At 42.1% G+C, this 26,628-nt stretch carries 22 protein-coding genes and 2 pseudogenes; 16 read left to right on the top strand and 8 right to left on the bottom strand.

Features of this window, described 5'->3' with window-relative positions:
- Positions 1 to 110 precede the first annotated feature (110 nt).
- Together ACIFSR_RS25735 and ACIFSR_RS25730 are read right to left on the bottom strand one after the other, a co-directional pair.
- Positions 111 to 4,589 (bottom strand): helix-turn-helix transcriptional regulator, encoded by a 4,479-nt coding sequence (locus ACIFSR_RS25735; protein WP_430060990.1) that lies wholly within the window; start codon positions 4,587 to 4,589, stop codon positions 111 to 113.
- 118 nt (positions 4,590 to 4,707) lie between these two features.
- A complete protein-coding gene (locus ACIFSR_RS25730) occupies positions 4,708 to 5,046 on the bottom strand; it encodes a hypothetical protein (RefSeq protein WP_339207018.1) in 339 nt (112 codons plus the stop codon).
- A gap of 237 nt (positions 5,047 to 5,283) precedes the next feature.
- Here ACIFSR_RS25730 and ACIFSR_RS25725 point away from each other — a divergent pair, with 237 nt between their 5' ends.
- The 5 genes from ACIFSR_RS25725 (at position 5,284) to ACIFSR_RS25705 (ending at position 8,462) form a co-directional block, all read left to right on the top strand.
- Positions 5,284 to 5,463 carry a hypothetical protein gene (locus tag ACIFSR_RS25725; RefSeq protein WP_339207020.1) on the top strand — a complete coding sequence of 60 codons (180 nt, stop codon included), beginning with the start codon at positions 5,284 to 5,286 and terminating at the stop codon, positions 5,461 to 5,463.
- 55 nt (positions 5,464 to 5,518) lie between these two features.
- A complete protein-coding gene (locus tag ACIFSR_RS25720; protein WP_430060988.1) occupies positions 5,519 to 5,776 on the top strand; it encodes a hypothetical protein in 258 nt (85 codons plus the stop codon).
- A 320-nt stretch (positions 5,777 to 6,096) separates the two neighbouring features.
- Positions 6,097 to 6,627: a hypothetical protein gene (locus tag ACIFSR_RS25715; RefSeq protein ID WP_430060986.1), complete on the top strand. Its 531-nt coding sequence runs from the start codon at positions 6,097 to 6,099 to the stop codon at positions 6,625 to 6,627.
- A 66-nt stretch (positions 6,628 to 6,693) separates the two neighbouring features.
- A complete protein-coding gene (locus ACIFSR_RS25710; protein ID WP_430060984.1) occupies positions 6,694 to 7,221 on the top strand; it encodes a GNAT family N-acetyltransferase in 528 nt (175 codons plus the stop codon).
- 533 nt (positions 7,222 to 7,754) lie between these two features.
- Positions 7,755 to 8,462: a DNA alkylation repair protein gene (locus tag ACIFSR_RS25705; RefSeq protein WP_339207025.1), complete on the top strand. Its 708-nt coding sequence runs from the start codon at positions 7,755 to 7,757 to the stop codon at positions 8,460 to 8,462.
- Positions 8,463 to 8,710: 248 nt separating this feature from the next.
- On the opposite strand, the gene ACIFSR_RS25700 is transcribed toward ACIFSR_RS25705, so the two are convergent.
- Positions 8,711 to 9,052 (bottom strand): monooxygenase, encoded by a 342-nt coding sequence (locus ACIFSR_RS25700; RefSeq protein WP_339207027.1) that lies wholly within the window; start codon positions 9,050 to 9,052, stop codon positions 8,711 to 8,713.
- A gap of 18 nt (positions 9,053 to 9,070) precedes the next feature.
- Positions 9,071 to 10,000, bottom strand: coding sequence for a DsbA family protein (locus tag ACIFSR_RS25695; protein WP_339207028.1), 930 nt, complete (start codon positions 9,998 to 10,000; stop codon positions 9,071 to 9,073).
- A gap of 200 nt (positions 10,001 to 10,200) precedes the next feature.
- On the opposite strand from ACIFSR_RS25695, the gene ACIFSR_RS25690 reads away from it, so the two are divergent.
- Positions 10,201 to 10,761, top strand: a complete 561-nt coding sequence (locus ACIFSR_RS25690) for a TetR/AcrR family transcriptional regulator (RefSeq protein WP_339207030.1) — start codon at positions 10,201 to 10,203, stop codon at positions 10,759 to 10,761.
- Positions 10,762 to 10,960: 199 nt separating this feature from the next.
- On the opposite strand, the gene ACIFSR_RS25685 is transcribed toward ACIFSR_RS25690, so the two are convergent.
- The gene (locus tag ACIFSR_RS25685) at positions 10,961 to 11,803 is read right to left on the bottom strand and encodes a phytanoyl-CoA dioxygenase family protein (RefSeq protein ID WP_430060981.1); all 843 of its coding nucleotides are present in this window, start codon (positions 11,801 to 11,803) and stop codon (positions 10,961 to 10,963) included.
- Between the two features lie 174 nt (positions 11,804 to 11,977).
- Here ACIFSR_RS25685 and ACIFSR_RS25680 point away from each other — a divergent pair, with 174 nt between their 5' ends.
- Entirely contained in the window at positions 11,978 to 12,862 is an 885-nt protein-coding gene (locus ACIFSR_RS25680) for an AraC family transcriptional regulator (RefSeq protein WP_339207033.1), read from the top strand.
- Between the two features lie 404 nt (positions 12,863 to 13,266).
- On the opposite strand, the pseudogene ACIFSR_RS25675 reads toward ACIFSR_RS25680, so the two are convergent.
- Positions 13,267 to 13,383 (bottom strand): annotated as a pseudogene (locus tag ACIFSR_RS25675) (DinB family protein); the annotation flags it as partial.
- A gap of 666 nt (positions 13,384 to 14,049) precedes the next feature.
- Between ACIFSR_RS25675 and ACIFSR_RS25670 the strand changes: the two are divergent.
- Positions 14,050 to 14,607, top strand: coding sequence for a GNAT family N-acetyltransferase (locus ACIFSR_RS25670; RefSeq protein ID WP_430060979.1), 558 nt, complete (start codon positions 14,050 to 14,052; stop codon positions 14,605 to 14,607).
- A 59-nt stretch (positions 14,608 to 14,666) separates the two neighbouring features.
- Here the strand turns inward: ACIFSR_RS25670 and ACIFSR_RS25665 are convergent, their stop codons facing one another.
- A complete protein-coding gene (locus tag ACIFSR_RS25665) occupies positions 14,667 to 18,932 on the bottom strand; it encodes a glycosyl hydrolase family 18 protein (protein ID WP_430060977.1) in 4,266 nt (1,421 codons plus the stop codon).
- A 461-nt stretch (positions 18,933 to 19,393) separates the two neighbouring features.
- Between ACIFSR_RS25665 and ACIFSR_RS25660 the strand changes: the two genes are divergently transcribed.
- On the top strand, positions 19,394 to 20,047 hold the full coding sequence (locus tag ACIFSR_RS25660; RefSeq protein ID WP_430060975.1) for a M48 family metallopeptidase: 654 nt from the start codon (positions 19,394 to 19,396) through the stop codon (positions 20,045 to 20,047).
- A 161-nt stretch (positions 20,048 to 20,208) separates the two neighbouring features.
- On the opposite strand, the gene ACIFSR_RS25655 is transcribed toward ACIFSR_RS25660, so the two are convergent.
- A complete protein-coding gene (locus ACIFSR_RS25655) occupies positions 20,209 to 20,751 on the bottom strand; it encodes a DUF6022 family protein (protein ID WP_430060973.1) in 543 nt (180 codons plus the stop codon).
- Positions 20,752 to 21,012: 261 nt separating this feature from the next.
- Between ACIFSR_RS25655 and ACIFSR_RS25650 the strand changes: the two genes are divergently transcribed.
- The 7 genes and pseudogenes from ACIFSR_RS25650 to ACIFSR_RS25620 all read left to right on the top strand — a co-directional run bounded on the left by ACIFSR_RS25650 (position 21,013) and on the right by ACIFSR_RS25620 (position 26,624).
- Positions 21,013 to 21,135 carry a hypothetical protein gene (locus ACIFSR_RS25650; RefSeq protein WP_256711082.1) on the top strand — a complete coding sequence of 41 codons (123 nt, stop codon included), beginning with the start codon at positions 21,013 to 21,015 and terminating at the stop codon, positions 21,133 to 21,135.
- 209 nt (positions 21,136 to 21,344) lie between these two features.
- Complete coding sequence (locus ACIFSR_RS25645; protein ID WP_339207042.1) at positions 21,345 to 21,821, top strand: GNAT family N-acetyltransferase; 477 nt, start codon at positions 21,345 to 21,347, stop codon at positions 21,819 to 21,821.
- A gap of 173 nt (positions 21,822 to 21,994) precedes the next feature.
- Positions 21,995 to 23,119 (top strand): annotated as a pseudogene (locus tag ACIFSR_RS25640) (DEAD/DEAH box helicase); the annotation flags it as partial.
- An 86-nt stretch (positions 23,120 to 23,205) separates the two neighbouring features.
- Positions 23,206 to 23,493: a hypothetical protein gene (locus ACIFSR_RS25635; protein ID WP_076271489.1), complete on the top strand. Its 288-nt coding sequence runs from the start codon at positions 23,206 to 23,208 to the stop codon at positions 23,491 to 23,493.
- A gap of 170 nt (positions 23,494 to 23,663) precedes the next feature.
- Positions 23,664 to 24,761, top strand: a complete 1,098-nt coding sequence (locus tag ACIFSR_RS25630; RefSeq protein ID WP_430060970.1) for an ABC transporter permease — start codon at positions 23,664 to 23,666, stop codon at positions 24,759 to 24,761.
- Positions 24,761 to 25,486, top strand: coding sequence for an ABC transporter ATP-binding protein (locus ACIFSR_RS25625; RefSeq protein ID WP_430060968.1), 726 nt, complete (start codon positions 24,761 to 24,763; stop codon positions 25,484 to 25,486). Before ACIFSR_RS25630 ends, ACIFSR_RS25625 begins: the two co-directional genes overlap by 1 nt.
- Before the next feature lie 265 nt (positions 25,487 to 25,751).
- Complete coding sequence (locus tag ACIFSR_RS25620) at positions 25,752 to 26,624, top strand: glycerophosphodiester phosphodiesterase (protein ID WP_430060966.1); 873 nt, start codon at positions 25,752 to 25,754, stop codon at positions 26,622 to 26,624.
- The last annotated feature ends 4 nt before the right edge of the window (positions 26,625 to 26,628 follow it).

The raw sequence follows: 26,628 nt of genomic DNA, 5'->3' as shown, positions 1-26,628 counted from the left end.
ATTCCGTTCTTCTAAAGCTTTGGGTAGAAGCAACCGGAATGCCGTTCCTTGAGGGGAGCTTTCCTCCAAGGCAAGCTTCTTCACACCACCATCAATCAAATCCACAATAATCATGAAATAGGATGACGTGTGTTCTTACCAATTAATTTTAGTTCCTTAGCTTGGGTTACTGCGTTTATGCGCCGGTTGACCTTTAATTTAGCAAATATATTTTTTACATGCACCTTCACCGTACCTGTGGCAATAATGAGATGATCGCCAATTTCCTTATTGGATAATCCTGCGGCTAATAAGGCTAGAACCTCCAGCTCACGATCCGTCAGAGGTTCCTCCATACCACCCGGCAGTGGCTGGTCTTCCTCCAAATCCGATTCTATATAGGATTGGTCTGACGAGCTTTGCAGCACGCACATGAAGATTCCATGTGACGCCATAGCGAGAAGAATAGCAATGCGCTCGTAGGGGAATACACCGCTTGCAAGCTTGTTTTCAAGGTAAAGAACACCCAGCATAGTGCCATGAACAGTTACGGGGATACACAGGGCTGATTCAGGTTGGTGCTTTGCCATATACGGGTTATGAATTAGCCAACTCTCTTCTCCTCCGTTATAATGGACCTTCTCTTGTGTACGAAAAACATATCGGATGATCCCTTCCGGCAAGATGGAACTATCATATAATTCTAAAGGAGGCGTATAAGCTTTTGCCTCTGAATCCGCATATACTTGCACATATAAAGCATCATTGCTGCCCGTTAGCAGAGCGCCCTTACTTGCACCTGCATACTTCATAATGGTATTCATGATTTCAGCAAGCACAGTATCCATGTCCATCTGATTCGTTATCGCCTGAGTTGTTTTAAGGATTGCCGCGAGATCAATGCTGTCCACGGAATGAAGCTCGTTCCGAGAACCTGATGTTCCTGCTGCCTGCTCTGTATCACTTCGTCCTGCTGTAGGTGGGATTACATACGTTTGATCCGCATCCTCATGCCGCTGCCAGTGCAGCATGAGCTCCTCCAGTTGCATTACTTTCACGGACACTTCCCATCGCTTGTAGCCATCGATAGCTAATTGCAAATAAAATAAAGCCGTTTTTCTCTTATCATGTCTCAAATAGTAGTTAGCCGCAAGTTCGCTTGCAAGACTTGTCACCTGTAAATCGTCTTGCTCCCTAGCCTCGCGTATAGCCTTGTCATACAGCTCCTCAGCCATCGCGAAATCGCTGGAGGCATGAGCAAATTCAGCTTGAAGGAGATACTGCCTAGACTGATAATTAGTAGGGCTCCATGCCGCCCATTTTCTGAAACGACTCAGATTGCGAATGATGTTTTTCTTCTTATATGACCCATTACGCGACTGTGTATATTTGGCGAATGTGGCGAGTGATTCATAAAATAGGCATTCTGGCAAATGAGGCAAATGAGTGGCATATGCCTCATAAGACTTCGCTTGCTGAGCCCAGCGGATAGCTTCCTCATGGCTGCCCAGTATATAGCATAGCTGAGTTTTATATGTGCTATATTGAAATAAGGTTGTGGCCGAAGTCTCCTCTTTGTGGATCCGATTTAAAAACTCCTCTTCTTCAAAGCCAGCACCACTGAACGAGTCCGGTGCATCCGTCCCACCCTGGAGAGCGAGAATAACTTGCTGATACAGATAGAAATTTTGTCTCACGAATTCATCATTCGTTGTATCAAGGACCGCCATATAGTCCGCTATTGCTCTGGCTAATTCACTTAATGGCGCTCTAGTGTACAAGGAGTTGATATGTGCGCCAATGGCATAGCTAGCAAACACATAGTCCCCCGAGTCCATTCCGAAACGCAGCGCCTTTGCCAAGTAAGCGTCTCCTTCGCGGGCATTTCCGGCAAATTGGCAGAGTACCCCGCCGAATATGGTATAGGTGTTGCTTTTTATTGAAGTGATATTGTAACGCTCGGAAAGCTCCACGCCTACCTTGCAAATGGCGTAGCCCTTATCAGACTTGCCTAACGCATTCCCCAAAATCATGCCATATGCGGAATAGACTGCTGCCGAAGCAGGGGTATTTCCGTATTTAAGCGATAGTTGAATGGCTCTGCACATCAGCAGAAAATAGACCTTTTTGTTGGTGAAGAAGGTAGAGGGGGTAATCGCAAAAATCAAATTCATTGCGGCAATTCGATCTTTATCCGACATTTCCTCCAAATGAGCGAGTCTGTCATACTGATTGCGCAGTAACGCCTCGATTCGCAGTCCTTCCATTAGAAGCATGAAGCTTCCCGGATTGGGTGAAATAAGTATTTGATGCTCCTTCAGGCTTTCAAGACCAAGAGCAGTGCCTTCCAAATATTTACCTTGATTAATGTACTGCATAATTCGGATCATTTGCACCCTGCTCCGCTCAACTGGATTGCGTGCACGACCAAGCAAGAAATCGATTTCCTGATCTGACTTCATATGATTGCCACATAAATATTCACATTCTGCTTTTTGGGCATGCAATTCGAAGATGAGCTCGAATTCATAGTCCCAATCTTCCGCTGGCAGCAGTCCCACCCCTTTTCCGAAATACCCTAAGGCAATATCGAAGGCAGAAGAGGCTTTGGCGCGGTGTCCCGCATCCAGATTCAGCTTTACGAGCTGAAGCAGCTGCTGCCTGTCCGTTATTCGTTTCGAGCCTCTATTCAGATGGTTGACAATAGCAAATGAATTCTCTCCATACTCGGCGTTTTTACCGTTCATGCATCTGCCTATTTGGATATGAAAAGCCTGTTTCGTCTCATTATCCATCTGACTGTATATTAGCTTCTGAATGTTATCATGGGCAAAACGATACTTATCTGATTCATATGGCAAAATCATCCCTTCAGCTTCAATCGCGGACCATTCTGCAACGATATCTTCAATGTTCCGATTTGTAACGCTAGAGATCAAATCGGGATGAAATATGCTTCCTACACAGGCTGCAACCTTGAGCATCTCCTGCGCATTACTCGAAAGACGATGCCATTTGTGCGCCATCAAATCATGAATCGCATAGCTGGGTTCCTGCTCGATAATCTGTCCCAAATTCCATTGCCAGCATCGTTTCTCGTGGTTGTAAAGCAGAATGCTGTCGTCCTGCAAGCGAAGCAATATTTGTTTGAAGTGAAACGGATTACCGCCTGATTGATGGTACAGCAATTCCGTCAAAGACAAGGCAGTGCCGGCTTCGCTATTCAGCGTCTCCATAACGATACAGTTCATTTGCGTAAGGCTCATTGGAGATAAATGAATATGACGGACAAGCGCGTGATCGGAAACGCTGCCGTCCGCTTCATACCCTGGCAGCTTGCTTCGGTCTGTTTCGGTATGGCGATAAGCGCATACAAACAGCAGATATTGGCTTTCCGGATCGTTTAAGAGTGCGTGAATTAACTGTAGAGATGAAGAATTCGCCCATTGCAAATCATCGATAAACAGGACGAGAGGATGTTCTTTAGAAGCTAGTGATTGTACAAATTTGCGAAAAACATAAATGAACCGTTTCTTCGACTCGTTGGCCGGAAGCTCCTCCGAAGCAGGCGAGTCTCCTAGTATCAGCCCAGCTTCAGGAATTATTGCTGTAATAACATGGGCATTTGAGCCCAAAGCTTCTCGCAGCTTTCGTCTCCAAAGCTGAGACTGCTCCTTTCGTCCCCCTAGCAAATGACGCATTAATCCGCGAAATGCCTGAATAATGGGATGATATGGGCTTTCTTTCGATATTTGCTCGAATTTTCCTGTAATATAGAAAAAATCTCTTGAATGCTGCTGTTTACGGAACATCTCTTCCATCAAGCTTGTTTTGCCGATTCCTGCTTCACCAGAGATGTAAACCATTTCTGTTGATCCGAAGCAAGCGGAATAAAAGGCTTGTGTAAGCATTGAAATTTCATTTTCTCTGCCGTGAAAACCCGGTTCCATGAGGAACGTATCGTTAGAACGTCCTATGTTATCCAAATCAGCAATTAGAAAACCGGTATTTTGGTAACGATTATCCGGATTTTTTTCCAATAGCTTCATAACAATAGCGGCTAGACCGTCGGGTAAATCTATTCTTTGATTCAATAGCGGCGGGGGGCTTTGCGCCAAATGCATATATACCCATTCGAGTGGATCGTCGGCTAGAAATGGCAGATGGTCAACCAGCATTTCGTAGAAAATAATGCCTAATGAATAGAGATCGCTACGCTCATCTACGGTTCGTAACATTCTGCCGGTATGCTCAGGCGAGCAATAGGGCAGGCCTGATTCAATAATGCCGTAGAGGGGACGGACATAGCCATCCTTCGAACGATGTACCGCACAACCTGAATCGGTTAAATATGCCTCGTTTACATTCGAAAGAACACCAATACGTTCTGGTCGTAAATCTAGATGAATGATCTGTTGCTGATGAAGTTTTCCGACAGAGGCCGCAATTGCCCTGGCAAGGATGAGAAACACATCCGGCTTCATGCACGTTTGACTATTCATAAATTCCCTAAGTGTCACACCTGTTTCATGGTTTAACGTCAAATCAGAGGAAAGCCTGCCAAGCTCTGATTTGACGGGGTCATTCTCCATAGAATTTTTCACTGTCATTTTCCAACACCTCTAACATTAACTACTAGCGATTATACCCTATTGTAATGGAAGAGCTGATCTTATTACAGACAGGAAACGATAAAAAACGATAAAAATTGCGGATGGACATTTCCTGCTATTCGCCGAAGACAAGCATAAGTCCGGTACCCACAATAAGGATTAAAGTTGGAATGAATGTAATCAGATAAGTCCATTTGTAGATTCCTTTTTTATAGATGATCCAGGACAAAACAATTGCACCCAGGACGGTGTAGGGGTAGCTATTTAAAGCATAGTAGAAAACCAATACAAACCATTGCTGCTCAGAGCCTGGCGCATCAAACAGCATGACGGAGAACATGGACAAAAAATACCATACAGGCAGTAAAAGGATATAGAGAATATGGATGACCAAGTTTACAATGAGGGCCGTTCGTTTACCGCCCGATCGGGCTGTTGTTGACATTGCTAACATTTTAATCCCCTTTCATACTGGTTCACTCATTCCCAAGGAAAATCTATCGATATCATAAAACCCCATAGTGGAAAACGCCATACCTCTAAAGAGGTAGTATGTACTGTCGTGCGCATAATGCTTTTAATGAAGATACTCCTTTATAGGTATAGAGAAATTGAAAAACTTATTCTATTTTATAAACACAACGAATTGAACTGTATAGAACCAATTTAGAGAGGTTGAGGTGGATAAGAGATGTTTGATGCCTTCATTGCTTTTATTAGCATTATTCTTTTTGGTGTTGTTATTTTCGTTAAGATATGGTGGGACGGCGAAGGTACGAGCTTTAAATTTACAAAGTGGTATTTCGGTATTTTTTTCATAGCGGCGCTGATTGTGGGGGGATGTACGTATGTGGGAGTTATAAAATTTTAGGGCATAAAAGCTAAGAGCAGAGGATGAGGTTGAAAGGTTTAAAGGGAAGCAAACGATGGATTGCCATGATTCTTATACTATGAACCGCAGAATGATCGTACATGGCGTAGAAGGAAGCCTGTTCGTTCCTCTTGCCGAAACCGCAGCGCTCCTTTATTGGATGCTGCTAAAGGCGGAGATAAGGACATTCCAATATGGGAGAAAGGTGCGGGGGGATGTACCAATGATGGCAATTCAAATGAGCAACAATGCCTCGAAAGTAGAGGAAGGAAGATACCTCTTTATAGGTATAGATGAGCAAAATAAATTGTAGTATTATGACGAAATATGGGATTGCAAAGACAATTCTCTTGAGCATCTCATGTCGAAGGAAAGGGGGTGACTTGCATATGTTTCCAGTAAGAACTGGCCTCAGTAACAAAGGCGGCAGAGAGCCTCTGCAAATTGTAATTAATCTGCTAACCAGCAACGAGCAATTGAGAACAGCTTCCGCGAAGTAAGTCTCAGATTAGGTCAAAAGCTGCACCCGGGTCTTTGGACTTTCGGGGGCAGCTTTTTCTAGTGGACGCTATTCTCATAGATACTGTAAGGGAAGAACAGATTAAAAGCATATAAGGAGTTGGAATAAGTCGTATGTGCTATTACTTCCAGGTCTGTAGTACAGAGAGCTATCAGGATAAATATCTTGTGTTTTTGCTGGAGCACTACAAGGAATTGAAGCTTCCATATTCTTATCCGATCTCGTTGAGTTTTCTGGCAAGCTCGGTTCTGATGAAAAAAGAAGCTTTTTTATGTTTTAACGAAGAAGATGAAATCATTGGGGCGTTCGGCTATATTTGCGGAACCGCGGAGAATCAATATGAGGATACGCATGTAGCGCAAATTCAGATTGTCTTCATTGTTGATGCGTATCGTCGAAGTCGACTCTTTTTGGAAAGCCTACAATTTCTAACACAGTATATCGCACAGTTGTCTGAGCCGATCACTGATTTCCGATTCTGGGTACCGGTCGATCTTAGGCTGCATAAGCTGCTGTCCAAGATTGCGGAGAGAAAGAATACCTGGGAGACCGTACAAGGCGTGATTGATGAATACCATGCTAGATTCAGTGAATGGCAGGCATACGTGTTGAAGTTCCGACAGGAGGTTTATTTTCCTTCCTAAGGCATGCTCTCTTGCGATTTATGTGACGACTCTACTCATATGAACGGTTAGGAGGTACAGTAACCCATGTTTGCCCATTATAGGAAGTGTCAAAGTGATGAGGATTATGCACAGTTTACGCTATATTTTATACGCAACCGCAAGGAATTCAGCCGCCAATTCTCATTGGGCGACGCGCTTTTTCACGTATTGGAATCGATTCATGACTCTGAAATTCTGCTAATCTTCGATAAGAATGAGCAGCTCATAGGCTGGGGGCATTATCGCTATGTCAATGCAAAATATGAATACGATCCCGAAGGGGATATCGTCTTTATCAATTCCGTAATTGTACTGCCATCCTATCGCAGCAGCAGCCTCTTTTCTCAAGGATTCCACTATATGTTGAATCAAATAGCTGCAGAAAACTCTAGCGTAAAGTTTGTTCAATTTCATGCTCAGATTGATAACGCATATCTAAATCGCCTTTATTCCAAGTTTTCCAGTGTAATTAGACAGCGAGAGGGCTACTATGGTATGGAAAATGTTTATTCCGTCGACTTCGGGCAGCTGCACGATTATTTGAGTGCGAAGCAATCCAGAACATATCGTTAGTCTGTTGTTGTAGCAGAGGCGGGGACAAAAGCCGCGAACAAGAAAGTGGCAAAAAAGAAATAGGAGCAGTGATGCTCCATTGATTAAATGCCTCAGAGAATTTTCTCTGGGGCATTTTTTTCGTTGAACGACATACTGGAAAAATGCCTCAGAGAATTTTCTCTGGGGCATTTTTTTCGTTGAACGACATACTGGAAAAATGAAGTAACAGCAAAGGGAGCAGGTTCAAGCATGAAATGCCGAAGCTAGATATAATCCCATGTATGGTTCATGTGGTTGTGCTCTAGCAAGGAATGATTTTTTAGCTTCATTTCATATTCTCTATGCTCAAATAGTGGTAACATATACTTGTCTTCGTTGAGGTTTTGATGTGAAACGGACGCGAAAAATGATTTTTAAGGATAAATAAAATCTTACTGGTCTGTGGTTTTTTCATAGAAAGTCATTGAAATAGGATAGTAGTTACTAATGCAACGGAAACAAATGGCTGGTGTAGGAGAAGACGGTAAAATCTCAAAAGGGAGTGTAAAACAATGAATTTAGAAATGGTTATGCAGGAGCTTGAAACTCTTGGCAAGGATCGAACTAAAAAAATATACCAATCCAATGGCGCACAGGAACCGCTTTTTGGTGTTGCTACAGGCCAAATGAAGCCCATTTTCAAAAAAACAAAAATAAATCAACCGTTGGCTGAGCAGCTTTATGCTACAGGGAACTACGACGCCATGTATTTTGCCGGAATTATTGCAGATCCCAATGCGATGACGGAAGCGGATTATGACCGTTGGATGGATGGAGCTTATTTTTATATGCTGTCCGACTATGTTGTTGCGGTAACCTTGGCAGAAGCCGATATTGCACAAGAAGTGGCTGACAAATGGATCGCAAGCGGAGAAGAACTGAAAATGTCTGCGGGTTGGAGCTGTTACTGCTGGCTTTTGGGGAGTCGGCCGGATGATGAATTTACCGAAAGCAAAATGGCCAATCTGCTCGAAACTGTGAAAAATACGATTCATGATGCTCCCGAACGAACAAAATATGCAATGAATAATTTTATTTACACAGTAGGGGTATCCTACATGCGGCTCCATGATAAAGCAATGGAGATCGCATTGGAAGTAGGCCCGGTAGAAGTTAATCGGGACAAGAAAAAAAGCAGTTTTTTGGTCGCATCTGAACAGATTCAAAAAGCAGTTGATAAACAGCGGCTTGGTTTCAAACGCAAGCATGTAAGATGCTAAAGGTACTTCGTGGATTGTTATGGCGCTAGCGAACAAGTAATACAAGGTTATTCTGATGGAAGTCGAGTTGCCGAAGGTAATAGCTTTGTAATGGTTTATATCGCTATGTTAAGCACTCCACACATGTGGAGTGCTTTGTGTCGCTCGTTAGTAATTAGCATTTTAAGAGCCACATTTACCTGCCATTTAAAGCCCGAACGTATTCTACGCTAGGGCTTTAATATACATAGAATAGAAGGAGTTGGTAACTATGAAGTAGGATTTCCCGGACTAGAACTCTCATTGCAATAAGCAGGTCCCTTATTGATTTCAGTAAGTTTGGGATTGACGGAAAAGATTTTTGCATTGATATCTGTTATACCAAAGTCAGCTAATCTGCTAGTGTGCATAATGTTATATTTTTCAGCCGTTTCTTTTGTTTCAAACAAATAAATTCCACCGGCTTCATTTTTTTCGGAATTTTCTGTCCAGATTTTCCACATGAATCCATCTTCTTCATTGATACTTTTTGCTAAATCAGAAAACGCCTCTGCCATCTCATCTCCGAACGGTCCATTCATTTTAAAATCCACTTGTAATACGTACGACATTATAGTCACTTCCTTTGTTTATTTAGTAGCGGTAAAATACAATTCTCCTAAAATTTCGTTCACTTGATAATGATTTGTTGGAAGCTCTTGTTCAATAAGAAATTTTACGTCTGCTTGTTCAACATCATACATGACTTCAATTTCTTTGGAGAAAAGAAGCTTTTCTTTTTCAAGCAAGTCAGCAAGGGAAGGGACTGGTTTGGGTTGTAAATCTTCGAGATTCAGAACTTTTTTCAAACCGTCAACATAGTTATCCAACGGACGGCTGCCAACAATTTTTACGCCTTTATTCTCTTCATTAGTCATAATAATGGTAGGGAAACCTCTGACACCCAACCTTCTAACTAGATCAAAATCCTCATGTAACAATTGAAGACCTACCTGTTGTTCAGCTTCGTTTACAATTGCTTTTCCATCAAGGCCGATATGATTTGTAATTTCAATCATAACCGATTTATCTGATATATTTTGATTAAATGCAAACAGTGCTTCTCTTGAACGACGCAAATATTCTGTTGCTTTTGCATCAGTATGATTTTTTTGAATCACCTTAAATACACGAGAAGGCGGGTAGGATGATTGAACTGGATTATCTATCATTAAAGTCCCATCAATTGGCATTCTTGAATGCTCTCCAACTTCTCTCCAGTGAGGGGCCACATCGGCTGGTTTATGAATGCCGTTTGCCGGATCGATTGGTCCATCATGCCATTTTTCCAGCAAACCGCCCATAACCGTATGGAAGTTAAAAAAGTTCCCGTATTGCTCTACAAAACGACGAAGCACAGGTTCAAGCGCCCAGCAATGCGAACAAATAGGATCGGTCACATAGTAAAGATTAACTGCTTTTGTGGGCTGATTAAAATCAATATTCTCCATTTCCTCCTCTTCAGCTACCCCGCATACGCCTGTTTGTAGATCACAAACCATATTATTATTGTTCCCCATTTTAATTCCTCATTTCTCTTTTAATAAGTAAAGATAAGCGATGAAAAGCAAACACTTATACCTCGCTAGCGAAATACATATTTATTTGCTTGCAATTAAATTTTAAATCATAATAAAAATCATCAACACCAATAGTTCTGCGGATGTGTCGTTTATACAACACATTTAAGAAGTTGTTTAAAAAGTAGGAGGTTAACAAAATGACCGAATCAAAGTCGGACCCCCGAGTTCTACGTACCCGCAAATTAATTATGGATTCTTTCATTGAACTTTCAGGGAAAAAGGAATTTAAAGATATTACGATAAAAGATATAACTACAGAAGCGATGATTAATCGTGCAACTTTTTATTATCATTTTGAAGATATACACAACTTATTGGAAAAAGTACTGTCAGAAGTATTGTTAGTCAATTTGAATTATGACTTTTATCAAAATGACGAACTAAATGAAGAAGTATTTATTAGCATCTTTGAAGCTGTAACAAATTTTCAAAAGTCATTATCCAGTCGTTGCCATAGAGGTTACGAAGATACCATTGCCCGTATTATTAGGGAACAGCTCGAAATTATTTTTTATAAAATGTTGTTAAAGCAGCATAAAGCGGAGAAGGATGAAGCTCTAAAACTTACAGCTGTCCTATTAAGCTGGGGAATTTATGGGGTTTCTGTAGAATGGAGAAGAAATAGTCACAAGACACCGCCGGAAGAATTTATCAAATTAGCGATTCCTTATATACGGACTGGAATTGATAGAATGTAAGGGGAATCGAATAGCTATTTGAAATCTCTTGTGAAATCGGCTCTTAAGAAAGCTAGTGTGAAAACAAATAAGACTAAGAGTGAGCTGTATAATAATTAGAAGAAGCTTAAAGAGTTACAACAATTCAAGGTATATTTGAACAAGTCAAGAAGAGGGGTGCACGCAGCCCCTCTTCTTTTTGTTTTATTAAAACTATTTATTATTCGTTTTCCCTCTTATAAACCAACGGATTTTTAATACTCGCTGCGATTCCGCCCGGCTTGCAGCCTGGCAGCCAATTTTCAAGATCAGAGCGTCTTGCCTTGCTGTCTGGCTCACCAACGAGTGTACCGTCTGCATAGTAGATAATGGTCATCACCTTGCGCATATGGTCAGTTGGATTACCCGGAGCAGAGTGGATGGTCCAGCCTGCATGGAAGGTAGCGTCTCCAGCCGCCATAGCACCGTAATTTACTTGAGGAATGCTGCGTCCTTCGATGAATTGACCAAGGGTTTTATGTGATTCATCCGAAATTTCTTGCCTGCTGACATAACCCAAATGATTGGTGCCGGAAGCAAAGTTCATTGTACCCACTTCTTCAGGAATAGGGACCAGCGGCATCCACAGCGTAATGGTATTATTGGTATCGAAAGGCCAATAAATTTGGTCTTGATGCCATGGAGTATGACCGCCGCCAGGTTCTTTGAATAATGCTTGATCATGATAAATCCGGACACCCTCAACACCCATCAATTCTGCAGCTATTTTTGCAAAACGTTTTGCAAGTGTGAATGCAGCTGCAGCCTCACTCATCTCCCAAAGGTTGCCTACTTGTATAAAAGCTTTGCCGTAAGTATCCCGTTCAGAGACCGGCTTATCATGGTAATTGTGTTTAAATACCAAGTCACTAATGATTGGTTCATACGTTTTTATCATTTCTGCGGATGCGACATTTTTTAAAAAGAGATGGCCATCCTTTTGATAAGAAGCGATTTGTTCTTGCGTGAGAGAATAGCTTTCTTCAAGCAGGGGCAGCGTGCTTAACCTATTGTTTTCATTCATCATATTTCCTCCTAATTGTATGTGTTTGTTTCAGCTTCGCAATACATACAGTGTAAGGGATTCTTCTATGATCTGGCTTTGTCAAAGCTTCAAATAATTTTGTCAAAAACAACTGTAATTGTGGGATAGATATGATATTCTGTGAGTAATTACGAGTAGAGGATGAGGATGTTCATGAAACCTGGCATGGATGCAACGATGAACCACCGGATCGTGCCCTATATACGAGAGTGCGATTTTGCGCTGCGAAAACCGTGGGTACTGCCGGAACGCCGTTTGCTTGATTACTTGCTTGTCTATGTACAGGAAGGGGAATGCTTGTTCACAGTTGATGGGGTGGCCTATCCATTCGAAAAAGGTGAGTTTTGTTTCATTCAGCCAAATAGTGTGAATCGTTTGGAAGGGACAACGAATACGGTAACGCCGTTTGCACACTTTGATATATTTTATAGTACGACTAGCGACCAAAGCTTCCCAACACGAGCGGGCCAATTGGATTTGACCCCCTATCAGCATCTTATGCAGCCGAGATTGGACGAGCAGTTCCAAACTCATATTCCGGTGAAGCTGAAGCTAAGTCATCCATCTAAATTTCGTGATACATTTTTGCAAGTGGTGGAATTCTGGCAGTATAAGGACTCCATTATGCAATTGAAGGCACAAACCCGAATGATGGAATTGGTTACATTCATACTAGAGGATTACATGCCTGCCAATCATGTCAAGCAAATGTCACCGCAGGCATTAAATTGGATTACTTCTTATTTTTCGTTTAACTTGAGCGAACCTTTATCGGTAGTTGATATGGCGCGAAGAGCTAATCTATCTACTTCAAGATTTAACGATGTATTTAAAATGCAGTACGGTGTAACACCGCATCAATATTTGTTAAAAACACGCATAGATCATGCTTGTGAGCTGCTGCTTGCATCCAAGCTGACACAAGAGCAGATCGCAAGTTATTGTGGGTTTTCAGATATTCATCATTTTTCTAAGGCATTCAAGAAAATAGTAGGAATAACTCCTGGTGAGTACAGCAGGGGGAGAATGGGGCGATGATACTAGATTCATCGGTCAAACGATAGTACAGCAGTAAGAAATGAAAGGGGGAATCTGACGAAGCTCTCAAACAAAAGGCAAGCATCCTTTCACATAGTTGTAGATGAGCATGAAGCTATGGAGTGTTTGCCATAAAACTCGAAAAAATTGCAACAAAAGCACCGTTATCTATTTCCAACACCCCAAATTAAAGTTAAATCCAACACCTATAAAAAATTATAGAGGTATCTTATCATAATAGATGATTTTTAGAAATTTAATTCTAAAAGCAACAATCTATTAAAAAACAGCTTTGTTTTTATTTATTTTTCTTCGTCCTCTATATACTCTCTGGCTTTTTCTAAAACCTCCGATAGTTGAACTGCATCATGCTCAGTATCTTAGATATGGGCCCTAACCCTATTTTATGATAAATATTTCCCAAACACATTTGCTGACACTGGCTTTAGCCCAAGCTCTCTTATCCAGACGGAGAGCTGTCCCATATGGTGTATTTCGTGATCGATCACATGACGCATCATTCACCTTTTGTATAGTGTCGATCGTAAATAGCTCACTTTAAGAACAAATAAGTTCTTATAGATCCAATTTAACTCGATCAGGCGCTGAAGTAGCTCTATAAGCGCATATATGTTCTTACAGCCAACAAACCCGGCCGTTTCTCTCGCTGTAAGAACACATATGTTCTTACAGATTCAATTCAACCTCAACCAGACGCTGAAGCAGCTCTATAAGCGCATATATGTTCTTACAGCCAACAAACCGGGCCGTTTCTCTCGCTGTAAGAACACATACGTCCTTAAAGTTCCAATTCAACCTCGACCAGTCACCGAAGCAGCTCTATAAGCGCATGATTTTTTCTTCTGGTTCACTTCATTTATTCTCTCACCTTAATCTATTAATTTTAGGAACGCATGTGCTTAATGCCGCAATTCTTACTTATGTAGTGCTTCCAATGTTTGATTTTTATAAAATTTTAATAAAATATCTGTGAAATGTTTAAATATAAAGGAAGTTTTTCTGCATGTGATGTACTAAATGAGAAGGCGCTGACTAGGCTAGCAAAAGGTTAGATTGGAAGAAGGTATCTGTCAATGGAAAAGAAGCTGAAGAAAGCCGGATGACATAGCTGAAATAAGACGAGAAGGGTTATAATAGAAGGACCTATTATATGGAGGTTAATCAACATGTCTATATTTACACGCACGGATCATATTGGCGTCATTCAACCGGATATTAAAGTATATCAAGCAAAACCAGAGGATACGGAAGCAGTATTGCAGCTTCTCATCCAAACAGCGGAATGGCTAAAGAGCAAAGGTTCTACGCAGTGGAGCGGCTTGCTGAAGGGTGAGGATTCTCATCAAACGCCTGAGGCAATTAAACGCGGTGAAGTATACCTATTTAGGCAAGGCAACCGATTGACAGGAATGGTCATGCTTATGCAGCAAGCAAGCGCTTGGGATCGCGAGTTATGGGGTGAAGAGGGGCATGAACAGTCCATCTATCTGCATCGACTTAACATTAACCGTGAGGTTGCAGGCAAAAACTTAGGTGAGGCTATTGTGGATTGGGCTGGTTCAGGTATTCATTTTGAGGGAAAAGATCGTATTCGGCTGGACTGTATTGCGAATAATCCGAAGCTCAATGCATTCTACCTAAGCTGCGGGTATGAACATAAAGGTTTATCCTCCAATGAGATGGGGGAATTTAATTTATACGAGAAATTGCAGACAGTACAGTAATGGAAGGGGGACGGAGCAGTTCAAACTGCTCCGTCCCTCTTTTGCATTTTTTAAAAAGGTTATTTGCTCGCTAATCCCAAATTATCAAGCAATCTCATCACTGCTACGACTGCCTGTGCTTTCGTCACTTTCGCCTGAGGATCAAATTTCGTCTCGGATACGCCTTGCAATATTTGCTCTTTAACTAACAGTGCAACAGAAGCTTTAGCATAGGAAGATATAGAAGCTTGATCACGGAAAGACTCAAGCAACGCTGCGTCACCGTCTGCCGTACGATCAATCAGCTTCATCACTTTTGCCAAAATGACTGCCATGTCCTGACGAGTAATCGTACCGTTCGGATCAAATAGCTGCTCGCTCTTGCCAGTAATGATGCCTAATTCCTTAGCTAATGCAATATCTCCAGCATATTTGGAATCTGCCGCTACATCATCAAATGGAGCGCCTTCTACTTTTGGCACGATGCCGAGGCCTCTGCTGATCATGGAAATAAATTCAGCCCTAGTGATGATCGTGTTTCCTCCGAATTGTTCATTCGATTGTCCAAAAACGATTAATTTTGCTGCTGCACGCTCGATATAGTTTTTGTTCCATTCAGCCGTCACGTCTTTGAAGACGAAGCTGGATTCGACAATGGTATAGATGCTGTTGCCGTTGCTGACCAGATGAGCGGTAAATCCGCCTTTATCGTCTTTTTTGAACACCGTATGGAGTGGACGGAATTCATTTGTGCCAGGCAAGTAAACAACACCGTTTGCACGGTTTGTATCTATATCTTTAGCATTCAATTGATAAATACTGGTGAAAACAGACTTGCCAAAATCAGTGACTTCCTCATATTTGTTGTCAGCTGTCAGCTTGTAAATCTTAAAGTCAAGCGACGAAACTTTTAGCGTATAGCCATTCTTTTTTGCCAATTGTTCTATTGCAGCTGCTTCGCTCGCAGTCGGTGGAGTAATCGAAATTTTGATATCTGATTTCAGGTGAATCGCATGGGCTGGAATGACATAGGTAACTCCGTTCCAGATGATGGACAAATTCGCCTTATCGTTTTTGCTGGCAAGTGCTGCAATAACTTCCTTAGGAAGGATGACATCCACTTGGGCTGCATCGTTGCCGACAGTCACTTTTAGCTCGGCGGAGCTAGCCGCTCCAATCGTTTGAATAGCCGCATCTTTCAAAATCGTAACGGTCCACTTGCCGCCGGATTTCGTAACGTTGGAATCAAGCTCATTTTTATCTTTGACCGCTTGCGGGTTCCCAGATGACGACTCTGGCGGAGCCGTGTAATCTAATGTTTTTGCCTCTAGTTTTGTCATTTCGGACTTTTCGATTATCTCATCCTCATTTTTAGTAATGGCTACTACACCAATGAAATAGGTCGTACTGTGCGTCAGTTGCGTAAACGTGTAGTTTGTAGCAGTTGTAGATTCCACCAATTTATCACCCAGATAAACGTCATACCCAGCTGCTTTCGGAGAAGCTGTCCATTGAACGCTAATCGCGTCATAGGTTGAACTCGTAACCGTGAGATGAGCTGGAGATATTACGCCTGCTGTACTTACAACCAGTGCACTGCTTGCAGGAGAAACCTCTGTAATGTTATTGCCGTCTTTTCTGATACTGAGCACGGTAACGGTGTAGTCTGAGCCAAGGTTCAGCTTGTCTGCTTTAAACTGTGTATTCACTGTATAGCCTGTAAATATGGCGTTCACGAATACTTCATAGCCAGCAGCCCCTTGGACAGCATCCCATTTAATTTCAAAAGATTGTTTGTCCGCGCTGAGCTTTGTTACATTTTGAGGAGCAGCTAGTGCGTTTTCATTCACCTTGCCGTCAATTGGAAGATCACTGATCAACTGCGTTGTAAGTGTTTTGTTGCGGTCACCGCTAATGTCCCAAGTCATAACGCCAGCCAAATCCAAGGTTTTGACAAGCGAAGTGCTATACATCATTGTCGTTTGGTCATTATAAGTAATAAACATTCCGGTTTCACTATTGTAAACATAAGCGACCTTTGAATGCTCGTTCCAGTAACGGGTATATCCGTTTTGGTCTATCATATTGTTCTCAACCTCGGCAAAATCGAACTTACCGCTCTCCCATGATCCATAAGGAATGGATGTGCAGTTTTGATATTCACCGTTTGCGGAACAACCCTTCCAGCCTATTCCATAATAAGGAACGCCCATGTTTAGTTTAAAAGCCGGAACGCCTCCGTTCAAATGACCAAGCAGGGCGCCTCTAACATTGTTGCGCTTCGCAGAGGCTCTTACATTATTAGGGTCTTGATAGAGAGGCGAATTATGGAAAGCTCGCAGTTCCCAGCTTCCGCTATAGTCATAGCTCATAATGTTGATCATATCTAGGTATTGAACAGAATTTGCGAAGTCAGCATTGACTACGAAATCATCTCCTTGACCGGATGCGATGGTGAGCAAATAATATTTGCCATCGATGGAGCCGGCTGCATCAAGCGCTGCACGAACGGTTTGCATGAGAAGAGTGAAGTTTTGTTTATCCTCTGGACGATTGATATTATCCGATTCTCCGCCCTCAACCGGATATTCCCAGTCGATATCGAGTCCATCCATCTTATACGTACGCAAATATTTAACGACGGAATTCGCAAACGTACGACGTGTGACTTCAGATGCAGCCATGTCGGAGAAATGATTGGAGAACGTCCAGCCGCCTACGGAAGCCATCAGCTTCAGCTCAGGGTTATTATTTTTAATTTTGTTAAAAACAGCAAGCTGCTCAATATCGACCTTCTGGTCTCCAAGCACAAGCTCTCCGTCGAAAACATAATTCGCTTGCAGCGGAATGTCTTTATTTTGGCAAGCTACACCGTTTGAACCAACTTTACGCCAGCATATATCGGAGAAGGCGTAATTGAGATGTGTAAGCTGTGAAACATCGATGTCTTCTGGAAAGTATTGACGATTATTGTCATAGGAAAACCAGCTGCCGTAATAGGTGAAATTAGTGTAGTCCGCACCTGGAATCGTCGTTGCTGCGCTGCTGGCAGCTGATTTCCATAGCGCATTTTTGGCTGCAACTGTAAAACTGTAGGATTTGCCTTCTGTTAAACCCTCAGCAACATACCGATTGGAATCGCTGGAGCCGATAAGCTTGCCTGCTTCATAGATGTCGTAGCTCGTTGCGCCAGGGGTCGGTGCCCAGCCTAGAGAAGCGGTTGTGCGGTTGGCTGTAATGACTTGAAGATCGAGCGGTACCGCAAGCTCGCCCCATTTGATTTCTAAAGGCGGACCGTTAACCGGATCTTTGCCGGAAGCGCCATTTTGCGCGCCAACCATAAATTTGTAGATGCTGCCTGCTGTAAGTCCTCCTTCTGGGAACGTATAGATGAATGTGTCGGAGCCATTCCATATTCCGCCTTTCCAACCACCGTTAACATAGAAGTCATAGCCGTTGGCATCAGGACTGCCTGACCATTTGAACGTAATATTGGATGATGTAATATCGCTTACCTTTAAATATTGAGGAGGCGTTAATGGCGGTTCTTTATATTCACTTGTATCCTTTGGCGTAGTGAAAGTAATCGAATTGCTCTTCTGTTTATCCGTTAGATTAGCATATTGAGTACCGTTCGGACCTAAGAAGAAGGTGTATTTGGTTTCTTCCTTTAATCCGCCAATCGTATTGCCTCCTACTTGTGTGAAGCCGGAATAAGGATCTTTGTTAAGAGGAGGATTGTCCGGATTCCAAACCCAGTAATCATCCAGCTTATGCGCAGGATCAAAGGTAACGGTTACCGTATTATGTGTAACATTCACAATACTTAGGTTGCTAGGCCCTGGATTGCCAGTCGGCTCATTGGAAGGCTCGCCGGCAAGTGTCGTAAATTCAACGTAGTTGCTTCGCAACACCCGCGTGTAAGGTCTCTTGTACCAAGTGGTATAAAGCTTGTACGTCGTATTAGGCTGCAAATTTTGCAGCTCCACACTGCCGCCTTTCCCTGTAGCTAAATAGTTGTTTATATCTTCTTTTGTTGGATTAGCAGGATCTGGAGCTACGTAGTACCATACATCAACGTCAGCTTGCTCTGGATGAACATCCCATTTAAGCTGTGCACTCGTCGCAGTGATGGAATCGGTTACAACAGTTAGGTTTTGAGGGACGGGAGGGGCTGCCTCATAGACTGCATCCGTTACGGCTCGAGCAGCTTCATTCACTGCGGGCAACGCTGCTTCATTCCCATAAGCTGTTGTTGTGTCAAGGAAAGGAGAAACGAGAAGTGCGAGACACATAAACATAATGACAAACTTCATTCCTTTATTTCTTGCAAAAATATTCACCATATCACCTCTAATTTTCATAGTCGAACATTGCAGCATTAGCATTCATGTGCAAGTCTGGGTGTGGTTGTTTTCTCAATGTGTTACGGAGTATTTTGAGCGGGTTCTTGCTTTTCCGAGACCGAATTTGGCAGTCACAATCACCAACTGTCACGGAATTAAAAGGGGATAATTTGGTATCACCTCCTGCAAAGCTTGCATTTAATTTGTATAACTATTCCTAGCATGAGACGTTGATTTCATGAAAGGAAGGGGTAAATTACGATGATAAAAGGGGAATATTTTACAAAAATATAATAAAAAAGGGATATTTCGCACAGGAAATAGAGGTTTAACTCGATCTTTAAAAACAACATCGAGTTAAACCCATAGCATGCGAGAAAAAAGCATTTTGAACGGTCATTGTTGTAGTTGTGATAAAATGAAAGGGATTCAGAAATAACCTAATAGAAATGATGGTCGCTATGAAAATCGAATTTGAAAATCATATCATTGAGTTTAATGTTGAATATGCCAATAGAAAAAAGATATATATCCAAATGGACTCATTGGGATTCATAACCGTGAAGGCTCCCAATGGAACAACGGAAGAGAATGTCATGCGGGCCGTGGAGCAGCATGGTAAACAGCTCACTCAGAGATTGCAGCAGATCGCGAAGGTTCGAGATACCCCGAAGACAAAAGAATATCAAGAGCAAGGAAAATTCCTTCACCTTGGAAAAGAGTACTTTCTTCATGAATTGATCGACACAGCTGATCTGAGTGAAGAGGAGTTAAAAATCAATCTTAAAAAGTTTTATTTTGCAAGCTGTAAGAAAATCATTGGAGAACGAATCAAACGATATCAAGAGCAGCTGAAAGTAAAACATAAAAGCTTCGAAATCGAAGAGTCAAGAACGAAGTGGGGAAGCTGCAGCTCAAGTAAAAAATTAACCTTTAATTACCGATTGGCGATGGCTCCGCTTGAGGTGATCGATTATGTCGTCATCCATGAGCTTTGCCATCTGACGCATATGAATCATGATCGTTCCTTCTGGAGACGAGTGGGCAGCATTATGCCGGATTACAAAGAGAAGGAAGAGTTTCTAGCAAGGCACGGTCAAGCTATGACACTGTAATCAAGATAACTTGCCTCCCGTCAAAGGGAGGTTTTATGCTGTATCTCTATTATATCGTCTATTTTTCAAATGGTTATGTTTACTTCTTATACATACTAATGATTTTTATCACTAATCGAGGGAAATCGTGAACAATAGATGCAGCGTGCTTTATTTCCGTTCTAGCCTTGCTGGCTCCGCAGGTAATTTTCGTATTCAACGGTAAACTCGAGTGCTTGCTCGAAGTCTGGAGACAGGAGAGAAAGTGCAGCTATTACATCAGCTTTCGATGTAGCGCTTAATGCGATGATTTGAGGTTGGCGAGGAATACGGAACATCGTATGATCGTGAAATGTGATGGTGACGATGGTTCCTATTGCCTCGTCATTGGAGGAATAAACCGTGCTCCACATCCAACGCTGCTGGTCGGTTTCCTCCGCATTTCCCCATTCCCGCGACAGGTCGAAATGGCCTGGAAGTTTGGGTTCGAGATGGAAACCGGACTCTTTAAATTGCCTATGAACAGGGAGGAACATCAGATTGAGAAATGTTCCATAAGCAGCATCTCCTGCCTCGCTATAAGCTTTTTGCAGTATATCTTGATGGTTTAGAAGGATGGATTCCCAGCTCTCATTAATATGATTTGTAATGTAGCTTGCAATCGCTGCAATGGTACTTTCATCACTTTCCTCAAGAAATGCTTGTAATGGATTTGTATGCTTCATACGTTATCCCCTTTCAATTTCCTTCGATTTTTGGAGTTACATTTCAATCTTACAACATTCATGCAAATGAAAAGGTTTGACGTATTTTTCTTAGAAGCAACGGGTCTTTAATAAACAAAACCTTATCATGATGGTTTAATCTTCAAAAAATATAGCAAGTCGATAAATGAAGTTGAAATGGAAAATGCGAAACATAATGTGCTTAAAAACGCAATAAACAGGGTACATTCATACAAAGACGAATTCAGGGAGGTAGTACCCATGAGCAAGAAAAAACTATTGATAACTGCAATTGGAGCTGGCGTCACTTATTTAATGAAAAACAAGGATGCGCGAGATAAGCTTGTCCATACGCTGCAAAATTTCAGGAAAAAGAATCGTTAATGGAATGATCGATAGTGGGCTCGGCAAATCAGCTTAGATGACAATTGGAAAAGAGAACGACTAGTTGGCTTCGATCATTTATGGTAAGATGTCTAAGACTAATAAACGATAAAAAATCAATCAATAGGAGAAGCAGGGTACAAGATGATACCCTGCTTCTTTTTGTTTGGAAACGTTATATGCTTTGAGTAGCATAAAGGAGATTGAAAATGCCTACTATAATTGCAAAACCATTTGATCAAGAAATGCAAAACCTGTTAAGCGATATACACACTGCCTATCACGCAGGGGAGCTTAGCCAAAAGGATAAATCAGAGCTTCCGGAAAACATATACGTCATCGAGGCTGAGGACGAGATGGTTGGATACGGAGTCGTTTGGGAGTACGATAACGCCAAGCAGCTGATTCAGAAAGCAGAACAAGATTATTTTAACGATGATGAGAAGTATTTGGAGCGGGACTTTTATATTGAGATTAAAAACAAAAAGAACTTTGTATTTATAGAAGCACTTGATGTTTTAAAGGAATTTGAAGGCAAGGGTTACGCTGCTGCCTTTATTCAATGGGTTAAAGCAAAATATCCGAATAAAAAGATGTATGTATATACGTTGGATAAAACAAGGAACTTTTGGTATAAGCAAGGCTTTGAGCCTTTGGGAAACACCGTTTGGATGACTTTTAATTAAAGGTTGAAAAATGGGCCTAGGCTACTGTCTCAAGGATAGAGGTTTATGTCGATTATATCGTTTTATTATGCTATACTTACTTGTTATGTCTTAAAGGAACGGTTTTTGGAAATGCTATGCGATTATAAAAGCAGCATGATTGAGAATATAAGGCTTCAAATGAAGGAGAAAAGATGACTTTTAATGATCTAAATTTTAGCCCTGCAATTCTGAAGGCGCTAACCAAGGAAAACTACACGAAGCCTACGCCTATTCAGGAGCAGGCTATTCCCGTAGTACTAGCGGGCAAAGATTTGTTTGGCTGCGCTCAGACAGGGACAGGGAAAACGGCTGCATTCGCATTACCCATCATTCAGTTATTAAGCGGCCAACCTACTAAACCGGGGGCACAGCGACGTATTCGCTCATTGATTTTGACTCCTACAAGAGAGCTTGCCCTCCAGATAGAAGAAAACATGCGTGCATACGGACAATTTACCGACTTGCGCAGTGTAGCTATCGTGGGCGGCGTTTCACAGAAGGTTCAGGAGCGTGCACTTCGACAAGGCGCTGATGTTATTATTGCCACTCCAGGCAGACTTATCGATCTTATTAATCAAAAGTTTGTTGATTTGCAATATGTACAAATATTAGTGCTTGATGAAGCAGATCGAATGCTCGATATGGGCTTTATCCACGATGTGAAGAGAATCATCGCCAAAATGCCAAGAAAAAAGCAAACACTCTTTTTCTCGGCTACGATGCCTCCAGAAATTTCGAAGCTTGTCAAAACGCTGCTTGTTAATCCGGCGAAAGTGGAAATAACTCCAGCTTCCTCAACAGTGGATCGAATAGAGCAATCTGTCTATTTTGTAGATAAAGGTAATAAACAAGATTTATTGAATGACCTGCTGCAGGATAAATCCATCGCTTCGGCGCTTGTATTTACTCGAACGAAGCATGGTGCAGATCGTGTAGTGCGCGGACTGACTAAAGTGAATATTTCTGCACAGGCTATTCATGGAAACAAGTCTCAAAATGCCCGCCAAAATGCGTTAACTAATTTTAGAAGCGGTGCAACTCGAGTACTGGTTGCCACAGATATTGCGGCGAGAGGTATCGATATTGACGAGCTTTCGCATGTCATTAATTTCAACCTTCCTAATATTTCAGAAACGTATGTTCATCGCATTGGCCGTACAGGCAGAGCTGGTTTAAGTGGAATCGCCATCTCTTTTTGCGAAGTGGATGAAATTCCTTATTTGAAGGATATTGAGAAAATGATTCGCAAAACTATACCTGTAGTAACCGAACGTCCTGATGGGGTTCTGATCAGTTAAGCAACGAAGAAAGCCGAAATATAATAAATTGACCTAGGGGTGATCGTCTGAGAAAGCAAAAGCCAATGTCATTCGAAGATTTGTTGAAGGAATTGCAAGGACAGAAGTCGATTCAGGAAGATCCGAATCATGTTTCATTTGATGATTTGTTTAAAGAATCGTTTATGAGCAAGCATTCCAGCTTTACAAGCTTTAGCGCGTTTCTTGAGAAGGGCAACTTTCAAGTAGAAACAAGAGAAGATGTTCAGAACATTCCGGATGAGCTATTTGATCGTCACGTTGCAAGAGAAACGGATTTTGCCAATTGGCAGTCTATGCTCGATACAGCAACTTCGGAATACAGCGGCAAGTAAGTGCCAGCATTGCGTCAATTATAGGCAAGTAGAAGCTTGAGCCCATCGCGGCTCAAGCTTTTTTTTGTTTATTTTGATGTTAATTTCACATTGTAATGAGCCATTCACGCTCTGTTCATATTCCAAACGTAAACTTCAGCTATCAAGAGAAGGAATGGAGATGGTTGAACATGTTTCTAGCACTGCGCGAATTGAAATATGCGAAAGGCAGATATTTTCTAATTGGATTAATAATGGTTCTGGTCGCATGGTTAACCTTTATGGTTTCAGGATTAGCCAATGGGCTTTCATCAGATAATGCATCCATTCTAAAAAATATGGACGCCGATTATTTCGTGCTTCAGACGGATTCCGAGCATAAGCTGACGCGGTCCGCACTAGGTACCGAGAAGCTGGAGGAGGTCAGGCAATTAGAAGGACTCTCACAATCCGAACCGCTTGGGCAAACGATGCTTTCGGTATATCGGAATGATTCCAAGAAGAAGATAGATATTGCTTTGTTTGGTATCGAGCCAAGTGGAAAGGTAATGCCTAGTATTACTGAAGGGAAAAGCATGGGGGCAAGCAATGAAGTGGTCGTTGACTCCTCGTTAAAAGAACAAGGTGTGCAAATTGGCGATACGCTAGGAGATCAAGAGCTCGGCATTGAATGGAAGGTCGTCGGTTTTACCACTAATCAGAAGTTCAGTCATACGCCGGTTGCATTTATGGATATCCAAAATTTTAATAAGCTGATGCAAGCATCCTTCGGTAAGCAAACAGCTTCCTATAACGCTATTGTCATTCATTCAGATAATCTAAACAAAGAATCATTGCAAAAGAGTGTAGCAGATACGGAGGTTATTACAAAAAAAGAAGCGGTACAGGGCATTCCGGGTTTTAAAGAGGAGCAAGGCTCCCTGACGATGATGATCGCTTTCTTAATTGTTATTGCCGCTTTCATACAAGCTGTTTTCTTCTATGTCATTACACTGCAGAAAATTAGCCAATTTGGAGTGTTGAAGGCAATCGGAGCAAAGACGTCCTATCTGGCAGCAAATTTAGTGGGACAAGTATTGCTTTTGGCTATTGTGGCTGTTGCAATAAGCATTGGACTTACTTTTGGCGTAAGTGCGATTTTGCCAGTGAGCATGCCTTTTGAGTTAGGTGTAAATATATTGTCTCAATATTCCGGTTTACTTATTCTAGTCTCGATTATCGGTGCGTTGCTGTCCTTAAATCGGATTGCAAAAGTTGATGCGATTGAAGCGATTGGGAGGGTTGAATAATGAAGGAAAAACTTATTCTTGAGCATGTAAATAAAGTGTATGGCGAAGGTGAAACAGCTGTTACGGCGCTGCAAAAGGTCTCTTTAAGCGTAAAAGCAGGAGAGTTTGTCGCTGTTGTTGGACCATCGGGTTCGGGCAAAAGTACTTTTCTTTCCATAGCGGGGGCGCTGCTCTCACCGTCAAGCGGACGGATTTTAATTAATGAGAAGGATGTCACGAATTTATCTTCAAGCGAATTAAGCGAGGTTAGAGTCAAAAATCTTGGTTTTATTTTTCAAGCATCCAATCTTGTTCCTTATTTAAAAGTAGTGGATCAACTGCTGCTTGTATCGAAGCTAGCAGGTACAGATGGCAAAGAAGCGCTTGTGAAAGCTAAAGCGCTTCTTGAGAAAGTAGGACTGCTGCATCGTATGGATTATTATCCGGAGAAGCTGTCCGGCGGAGAACGCCAACGGGTTGCCATTGCTAGGGCATTCATGAATGATCCCGGTGTTATTCTAGCCGACGAGCCGACAGCCAGCCTCGATTCTAAACGGGGTAGAGCGGTAGTGGAGCTCATGGCTTCAGAGGTTAAGCAACGGGGCAAGGCGGCTGTTATGGTCACCCATGACGAGCGTGTATTGGATTTATGTGACCGGATCGTAACGATTAAGGACGGTATGCTTTTTGAGCAAAATGATCATGCTGCTGCGAGCAATAGGCCAGATGCAGTCGCACATAGGTAAATGAAGGTTGATTAAGCAGTGTTCTCTTGCACGTCTTGCATCAAGCTTAGATGGGATGTTTCTGAAGGTCTATGACCTTTAGGGACATCCTTTTTTTTCTGAAATTCCCCATGAGGAAGACGGAGTGTGAGTTCATTGGCAGCAGCTGTTTTGGGGATGCGTTTCAGTTCATGCTTTTCATGTTTAATAAAGTAAGACCCTGCTGCAGCTAATATTGGATATGCATGTAGTCAGGTTGAGAGTTCATACAGAAGGAGATGAGACGATGGGCAAATGGAAAACATCGCGGGTTTGGCGCAGTATTGGTTTGCTATTGCTCATGCTTTGCTGCATGACGTTAATCGTATCTGCTTCTAATCCGAATACACCTGAAGGCTTTTTAATTATTGCACATCGCGGGGCTTCTGGTGATGCTCCTGAGAATACGATGGCCGCCTTCGAGCAAGCGGAGCGTCTAGGTACTGATTTTATCGAATTTGATGTACAGCTGAGCAAAGACGGTGAACTAGTAGTCATTCACGATGATACGGTGGATAGAACGACGCAATATACAGGCGCTGTGGACGATTATACATTAAGTGAGCTTGAAAGTATGGATGCCAAGCATGATGAAAAAAAAGACGATACGGATGAGAAGATCGTATCATTCGAAGAAGTTATGCACCGTTTTGCTGGAAAGCTAGGCATGCTCATCGAGATTAAAGAATCAAAGCTTTATCCTAGCGTGGAAGAGAAGGTGGCTGAGGTCGTACGTCGTTATGAGCTTTTGCTCCAAGTTAATGGCTTAGAGGAGGGCCGAAATTTTACAGCGGTTGAACATGTCAAAAATAGCGTAGGTATCATTATTCAATCCTATGACTTTCAATCCACCCGTCTAATTCACTCCCTGCTGCCGGACATCCCGATTGCTGCGCTTATTCAGGAGGATCAGCATCCTCTGTCAGAGAAGACGCTGGATGAACTTGTTTCTTTCGCGGATTACATTCATTACAATCATGAATTGCTTGACGAGAAGATCGTAGAGCAAATTCATCATCGCAACCGGAAGGTCATGGCGTGGACGATACAGTCAGAGCAAGATATGATACGGATGAAAAAGCTCGGAGTGGATGGGGTTATTACCGATTTTCCGGGGTAAGGAA

This window comes from Paenibacillus sp. NRS-1760, from assembly GCF_050467785.1.
Classification (GTDB): Bacteria; Bacillota; Bacilli; order Paenibacillales; family Paenibacillaceae; genus Pristimantibacillus.
This window is presented reverse-complemented; position numbering and strand designations above follow the sequence as displayed.

Coding starts and splice junctions, on each gene's coding strand:
- ACIFSR_RS25705 (WP_339207025.1), top strand. CDS start 7,755: ATGAATTTAGAAATGGTTATGCAGGAGCTTGAAACTCTTGGCAAGGAT.
- ACIFSR_RS25660 (WP_430060975.1), top strand. CDS start 19,394: ATGAAAATCGAATTTGAAAATCATATCATTGAGTTTAATGTTGAATAT.
- ACIFSR_RS25685 (WP_430060981.1), bottom strand. CDS start 11,803: ATGAATGAAAACAATAGGTTAAGCACGCTGCCCCTGCTTGAAGAAAGC.
- ACIFSR_RS25715 (WP_430060986.1), top strand. CDS start 6,097: ATGTGCTATTACTTCCAGGTCTGTAGTACAGAGAGCTATCAGGATAAA.
- ACIFSR_RS25735 (WP_430060990.1), bottom strand. CDS start 4,589: ATGACAGTGAAAAATTCTATGGAGAATGACCCCGTCAAATCAGAGCTT.
- ACIFSR_RS25655 (WP_430060973.1), bottom strand. CDS start 20,751: ATGAAGCATACAAATCCATTACAAGCATTTCTTGAGGAAAGTGATGAA.
- ACIFSR_RS25650 (WP_256711082.1), top strand. CDS start 21,013: ATGAGCAAGAAAAAACTATTGATAACTGCAATTGGAGCTGGCGTCACT.
- ACIFSR_RS25725 (WP_339207020.1), top strand. CDS start 5,284: ATGTTTGATGCCTTCATTGCTTTTATTAGCATTATTCTTTTTGGTGTT.
- ACIFSR_RS25630 (WP_430060970.1), top strand. CDS start 23,664: ATGTTTCTAGCACTGCGCGAATTGAAATATGCGAAAGGCAGATATTTT.
- ACIFSR_RS25680 (WP_339207033.1), top strand. CDS start 11,978: ATGAAACCTGGCATGGATGCAACGATGAACCACCGGATCGTGCCCTAT.
- ACIFSR_RS25695 (WP_339207028.1), bottom strand. CDS start 10,000: ATGGGGAACAATAATAATATGGTTTGTGATCTACAAACAGGCGTATGC.
- ACIFSR_RS25710 (WP_430060984.1), top strand. CDS start 6,694: ATGTTTGCCCATTATAGGAAGTGTCAAAGTGATGAGGATTATGCACAG.
- ACIFSR_RS25670 (WP_430060979.1), top strand. CDS start 14,050: ATGTCTATATTTACACGCACGGATCATATTGGCGTCATTCAACCGGAT.
- ACIFSR_RS25690 (WP_339207030.1), top strand. CDS start 10,201: ATGACCGAATCAAAGTCGGACCCCCGAGTTCTACGTACCCGCAAATTA.
- ACIFSR_RS25645 (WP_339207042.1), top strand. CDS start 21,345: ATGCCTACTATAATTGCAAAACCATTTGATCAAGAAATGCAAAACCTG.
- ACIFSR_RS25635 (WP_076271489.1), top strand. CDS start 23,206: ATGTCATTCGAAGATTTGTTGAAGGAATTGCAAGGACAGAAGTCGATT.
- ACIFSR_RS25720 (WP_430060988.1), top strand. CDS start 5,519: ATGGATTGCCATGATTCTTATACTATGAACCGCAGAATGATCGTACAT.
- ACIFSR_RS25665 (WP_430060977.1), bottom strand. CDS start 18,932: ATGGTGAATATTTTTGCAAGAAATAAAGGAATGAAGTTTGTCATTATG.
- ACIFSR_RS25730 (WP_339207018.1), bottom strand. CDS start 5,046: ATGTTAGCAATGTCAACAACAGCCCGATCGGGCGGTAAACGAACGGCC.
- ACIFSR_RS25700 (WP_339207027.1), bottom strand. CDS start 9,052: ATGTCGTACGTATTACAAGTGGATTTTAAAATGAATGGACCGTTCGGA.
- ACIFSR_RS25620 (WP_430060966.1), top strand. CDS start 25,752: ATGGGCAAATGGAAAACATCGCGGGTTTGGCGCAGTATTGGTTTGCTA.
- ACIFSR_RS25625 (WP_430060968.1), top strand. CDS start 24,761: ATGAAGGAAAAACTTATTCTTGAGCATGTAAATAAAGTGTATGGCGAA.